We start from the raw sequence: 275 nt of genomic DNA on the forward strand, positions 1-275 counted from the left end.
GAATGCGACCTCTTAATGACGGCTGCCGCGACGCTAAACAGATTTTGCGCGGCTGCCTTTACTGCGAATACAGGCCGTTACCGGCCGATGGATTTTTGCCAGGTTGCCAGTGTGGCGTCACGATCGCTGGCGCTTTTGGTAAAGTCCACGGGGTAGAGTACGTGTGTGAGATCGGCCGGCAGCCCCGCCATTTGCGCGGCTTTGGACTGTTCAACGCCAGGAATAGTCACGATCTCTTTGTATTTGGTGTACAGCGCGGCGGCATGGCTGGAAAG

The 275-nt window shown here is 56.7% G+C and carries 1 pseudogene; it reads right to left on the bottom strand.

Features of this window, described 5'->3' with window-relative positions:
* Positions 1–77 precede the first annotated feature (77 nt).
* Positions 78–275, bottom strand: a pseudogene (locus NXT09_RS22420) (ABC transporter substrate-binding protein); the annotation flags it as partial.

This window comes from Pectobacterium jejuense, from assembly GCF_026800125.1.
Taxonomy (GTDB): domain Bacteria; phylum Pseudomonadota; class Gammaproteobacteria; order Enterobacterales; family Enterobacteriaceae; genus Pectobacterium; species Pectobacterium jejuense.